This window comes from Shewanella sp. (genome assembly GCF_013214165.1).
In the GTDB taxonomy this organism is placed as follows: domain Bacteria; phylum Pseudomonadota; class Gammaproteobacteria; order Enterobacterales; family Shewanellaceae; genus Shewanella.
Map to the genome: position 1 here is coordinate 1 of NZ_JABSSM010000142.1, position 5,164 is coordinate 5,164.

The 5,164-nt window shown below is 47.5% G+C and carries 4 protein-coding genes; 3 read left to right on the top strand and 1 reads right to left on the bottom strand.

Annotation, left to right across the window (positions count from 1 at the left end; genetic code table 11):
• Window positions 1–241: 241 nt before the first annotated feature.
• On the bottom strand, window positions 242–757 hold the full coding sequence (locus HRU42_RS20375; RefSeq protein WP_295033841.1) for a MarR family winged helix-turn-helix transcriptional regulator: 516 nt from the start codon (window positions 755–757) through the stop codon (window positions 242–244).
• Window positions 758–1,102: 345 nt separating this feature from the next.
• Here HRU42_RS20375 and hmgA point away from each other — a divergent pair, with 345 nt between their 5' ends.
• From hmgA to yidZ, 3 genes are all read left to right on the top strand, one after another.
• Window positions 1,103–2,407: a homogentisate 1,2-dioxygenase gene (gene hmgA / locus HRU42_RS20380; RefSeq protein ID WP_295033843.1), complete on the top strand. Its 1,305-nt coding sequence runs from the start codon at window positions 1,103–1,105 to the stop codon at window positions 2,405–2,407.
• A 497-nt stretch (window positions 2,408–2,904) separates the two neighbouring features.
• Window positions 2,905–4,194 (top strand): MFS transporter, encoded by a 1,290-nt coding sequence (locus HRU42_RS20385; protein WP_295033845.1) that lies wholly within the window; start codon window positions 2,905–2,907, stop codon window positions 4,192–4,194.
• Window positions 4,169–5,125: an HTH-type transcriptional regulator YidZ gene (gene yidZ / locus HRU42_RS20390; RefSeq protein ID WP_295033846.1), complete on the top strand. Its 957-nt coding sequence runs from the start codon at window positions 4,169–4,171 to the stop codon at window positions 5,123–5,125. The genes HRU42_RS20385 and yidZ overlap by 26 nt, the downstream gene beginning before the upstream one ends.
• Window positions 5,126–5,164: the final 39 nt, after the last annotated feature.

Consider the following 5,164-nt stretch of genomic DNA (forward strand, 5'->3'; position numbering starts at 1 on the left):
TATGACATGAAGGAACAGGTCTGGGATGACATGAAAGAACAGGAGCCCGGGATGACTAAACAGGAGCAAAGAAGATGTCCTTCCCCCATGTCTTTCCGGCGTGCCTGTTGGCCGGAACCCAGCTTTTAATCCAGCTAAGAAGTTAAGAATGGATACCGGAACAGGTCCGGTATGACATGAAGGAACAGGTCTGGGATGACATGAAGGAACAGGTCCGGTATGACTTAGTATGGTGGGCATCTCAACTCAATCTGAGATCCAGTTTATCTATTATTCGCATCAGGTCGCGGTATTGGGATGCGCTGAGTACGTCTAACAAATCGGCTTCCCAGTCTAGGGCTTTGGGGGCTATGGTTTGATACAGGTGTTTGCCCTGCTGTGTTAATGCCAACACTGAGGCGCGTTTGTCATTTTTATCGAGCTGTTTTACCAGGTAGCCTTTGTCTAACATTAGTTTGACGGCACGTGAGACGGTGGACTTATCCATTGATGCCAGTACGGTGAGCGCTTTGGCGCTAATGCCTGCTGAGCCAGCGCTGGTATTTATCTCTTCTTTTGGGTCCCGCACATCACTTTGGCCATTTCCACTATCATCTTGCTCGGCAAGGTGGACCAGTATCCTCCACTCTGGTGTGGTGAGATTAAATTCACTCTGGTAGACCTCGGCAAACTTTTCACTCACGTTTTGAGCCAGGCTCACTAACCTATAGGGAAGGAAGTGCTTTAACGAGAGACTGGGGTCGCGTGATTCAGGCATTAGCTTTCTCTTTCATTGTTTAGTTCTTTATTTAGTTCTTTGTGTGCTTGTTTGTTAGGGAGTACGGATACTGATTAATTCTCACATGAGACCAGTTTATGGCGAGTTCAGTTTAACGCCACTTGATGAGACTTATAGCCAACAACATCTCCATTGTCTTCTGTGATTTGTACCGTTTCATTTACAAAATCCAGCCAAAGTTGCCAGTAAACCTACTGACTATTTATAGCATACACATTGAAACTAGTCTCTCTTGAGAGTAGTTTTGTGGTGGTAGAGCAAAATAACAATACAATAATCAGATCATCTGAGTGTGAATTTGGGTGCCATAAAGGACAAGCAAGCATGACTATTGAACTAGAATACATGACAGGTTTTGGTAACGAATTTGAGACCGAAGCCCTGCCAGGTGCCCTGCCTATCGGTCAGTTTAGCCCGCAGAAGGTCAAGTATGATCTGTATGCCGAGCAGTTTAATGTCACCGCTTTCACTGCGCCTCGCTGTGATAATCGTCGCAACTGGTTCTACCGTATTCGCCCTTCTGTGGTTCAAGGTGAATATGAAGCGATAGACAATGGTTTGATCCGCAGTGCTCCTATCACAGAAGTCGTCACCCCGCCGTCGATGTTACGTTGGGATCCCGTCGAGTTACCCAGCTCTGAGTCCGGCTCAAAAACCGATTTTATCGATGGCTTAGTCACCATGGCGGCCAATGGCAGTGTTAATGGCCAAGCTGGTATCGCTATCCATATCTATGCAGCCAATAGCTCGATGCAAGGCCGTTATTTTTGCAATGCCGACGGTGAGCTCTTGTTTGTGCCTGAGCTGGGTGAAATCATCTTGCATACCGAATGTGGCAAGCTTGCCATTAAAGCCGGAGAGATTGCAGTTATTCCTCGTGGCATCAAGTTCTCCGTCGAGTTACTCACCGACACAGCTCGCGGCTATATCTGTGAAAACTATGGTCAACCTTATGTATTAGCCGAGCGCGGCCCGGTTGGCGCCAATGGTTACGCCAACGATCGCGACTTTCTCTACCCCGTCGCCTGTTTCGAAGATAAACAAGGTGATTTCGAATTAATCACTAAGTTTGGCGGCAATCTGTTCCGCTGTGACATAGGCCACTCGCCGTTCGATGTGGTTGCCTGGACGGGTAATAGCGCACCTTACAAGTACGATCTTTCACGCTTCAATGTGATCAATACCGTGAGTTTCGATCATCCCGATCCTTCAATTTTCACCGTGCTGACATCGCCTTCCGGTGCGCCAGGTGTGGCCAACATCGACTTTGTGGTGTTCCCGCCGCGCTGGATGGTGGCCGAGAATACCTTCAGGCCGCCTTATTATCATCGCAACATGATGAGTGAGTTTATGGGCTTGATTGAGGGTGTATACGATGCCAAGGAGCATGGCTTTGTGCCAGGAGGCTCTAGCCTGCACAACTGCATGTCGCCCCATGGCCCCGAAGCCGACGTATTCGAGAAGGCATCGAACGTCGAACTCGCTCCCCAGCGCTATGAGAACACCATGGCATTTATGTTCGAGTCTCGTTACATCATACAAGCGACTCAGTTTGCGCTTGAAGGAAAGACGCGCCAGCCGAATTATTCGCAGTGCTGGAAAGGGATAAAGAAGAAGTTTAACGGTTAAGAGCAGATAGCTGAGAGGACGACCTCCCTCTATTGTCTTTCCGGTACGCTTACTTACTGTCTTTCCGGTACGCTCGTAGGCCGGAATCCACTGCTTTACTGTCTTTCCGGCATGCTCGTAGGCCGGAATCTACTGCTTTATCGTCTTTCCGGCATGCTTGTTGGCCGGAATCTAGCTCAAAAGCTAAGAATGGATCCCGGAACGAGTCCGGGATGACATGAAGGAACGAGTCCGGTTGATAATGGCTCCTGGCATGATCGACATTTCCTACCTGACCCATAGGAATATGGGAAATGTCTGAATGATATCGGGAATATCACAGACCGTGTAGGTCGATGACATAAACAACAGGCGTCTGGGATGGCATATAAAAGTGATATGCAATACCGATTTACATACAGGAAATACCTGTTGTCGTTATGGCAACTCGCGCTTGAATGCATAACTCATTAGTCTCTCGGTCATTGCTGTTTCTCAAAATAAGACCTTAACTGATAATGTTTAGATACCTTTTGTGTAGTTTCGCTTTAGTGCTTGTATATCCCTTAGGCATAGATCTGTATTTAGTCGGCCTGCCTGATATCGCACGAGATTTAAATGCATCACAGGCGGACTTGCACGTGGCCTTCTCTATTTATCTAGCGGGTATGGCTTCGACCATGTTACTAGCCGGATGGTGCGCCGATCATATCGGACGTAAACCAGTAGCCTTGATGGGCGCTGCGGCGTTTGCTATTGCCTCCTGGTATGCCGCAAACTCTGTGACGGTCGATTACTTCTTATTTGCACGATTCGGCCAGGGTGTCGGTGCCGGTTTTTGTTATGTGGTGACCTTCGCGATTTTGCGCGATACCTTAGATGATGACAAACGCGCTAAGGTGCTGACCATGATCAACGGCATTACCTGTATTGTGCCGGTTTTGGCTCCTGTGATAGGTCATGTGATTTTAATGCGCTTCGAGTGGTCTAGTCTTTTCTTCTCTATGGCAATTATGGCCATGTTGATCTTTCAGCTTTGTTTGGTGATATTAAAAGAATCTAAACCTCGTCTTATTGAGGCGGCTTATACAAGTACACAGTCACAAAGCAGCATTAATCAAGCTCATGACCATAAGACCAATGTAGCCAATCGAGGACCGCAACAAGGCCACAATGAGCCGCTAGTCTCTCGCTTATTCATCAGTCGTTTGATTATGACTTCTCTAGCCGTCACCGCTATTCTGACCTATGTAAACACCTCGCCTATGTTATTGATGGAACAGATGGGCTATTCAACCGGTGAGTACTCGGCGGCGATGGCGGGCTTAGCTGCTATTAGTATGTCGACCGCATTTTTAGCACCTAAATTACTCACCCATTTTGGACAACAAAGGATCATGTTAGCGTCTCAGTGGCTGTTTATATCATCTGCTGCAGTGTTAATGGCGGGGTATCTATTTAAGTTTGAAAGCGGTGTGATCTTACTCGGGATAAGTTTAATTTGCGCAGGATTCTCTATCGGGTTCGGCACGGCAATGAGCCAAGCACTTTCTCCTTTTAGCCTTAGAGCGGGTATGGCTAGCTCAGTGTTGGGTATTAGCCAGATAGCGTGTTCTGCCGCTTATATCACACTGATGGGATGGCTAGGCATGAGCGCACTTAATATGTTGATATTCTTGTTACTCCTCGCAGGCGTAACTAGCATCATACTCCTGCTTGTTGTCCCTAGTGAGACAATATCGAGTGACAAGTTAACTCATAAGGTTTCGGAGCCAAGCAGTAATGACAAAATCCCTGCATCGTCTTGATTTAAATCTGCTGTTTACCATGCAGCTACTCTTAAACGAACGCAGCGTGACCAAGGCAGCTAAGAGGCTGTCGGTGACGCCATCGGCGGTGAGTAAATCTCTGACAAAACTCAGAAATTGGTTTGACGATCCCTTGTTTGTGCGTACCCCACAAGGATTACAGGCCACACCGCTAGCCTTGAGTATGGAAGGCGAGCTTTCTGAATGGTTTCAGGTTGCGACTCAAATCGCTTCAAAACGCAGTTGCGAGACGCCTAAGGGCGTCAGCTTTCAGCTGATGATGGAGTCGCCGCTACATATGCTTCAGCTTAGCGAGCTACCCCAACGCATCAATCAACAATATCCAGATGCCAATATTAAAATCCGTAACTGGGAGTATGACTCGTTAGCGGCCATTATCAATGGTGAGGCCGATATCGGTTTATGTGGACGAGAAAGCCATCCGCGTTCACCTGAAACACTCGATTTACTGCCCTATTTTATCGATTATGAAGTGCTGTTTACCGATCTACCTCTGGTGTATCTCAGGCAAGATCATCCGGCGCTTGATGAAAGCTGGAATATAGACACCTTCTTAAAGTACCGTCATATCAATATTCTTTGGGAAAAGACTGAGGCCTGGGCGCTGGATGAGATTTTAGCTGAAACTGGACTAAGCCGTAATATTGGCCTGTCGTTATCCACCTTCGAGCAGTCCTTGTTTATGACGGCGCAACCCCATCAGACCATGTTAACCACTGCGCCAAGCTATTGCCGAGATTATATTAAGCAATATCATCCCAACTTAGTCACCAGACCTTTACCCATCAGTGCTGAAGCGAGCAAACTCATCGAGATCCCCATCACCTTGATGTGGCATAAGCGTAACTCCCATAACCCCAAGTTACGCTGGCTAAAAGAGACGATTAAGGAGATGGTCGAGCAAAGCTAGCTTTATCGTCTTTCCGCCACGCTTCCTACTGTCTTTCCG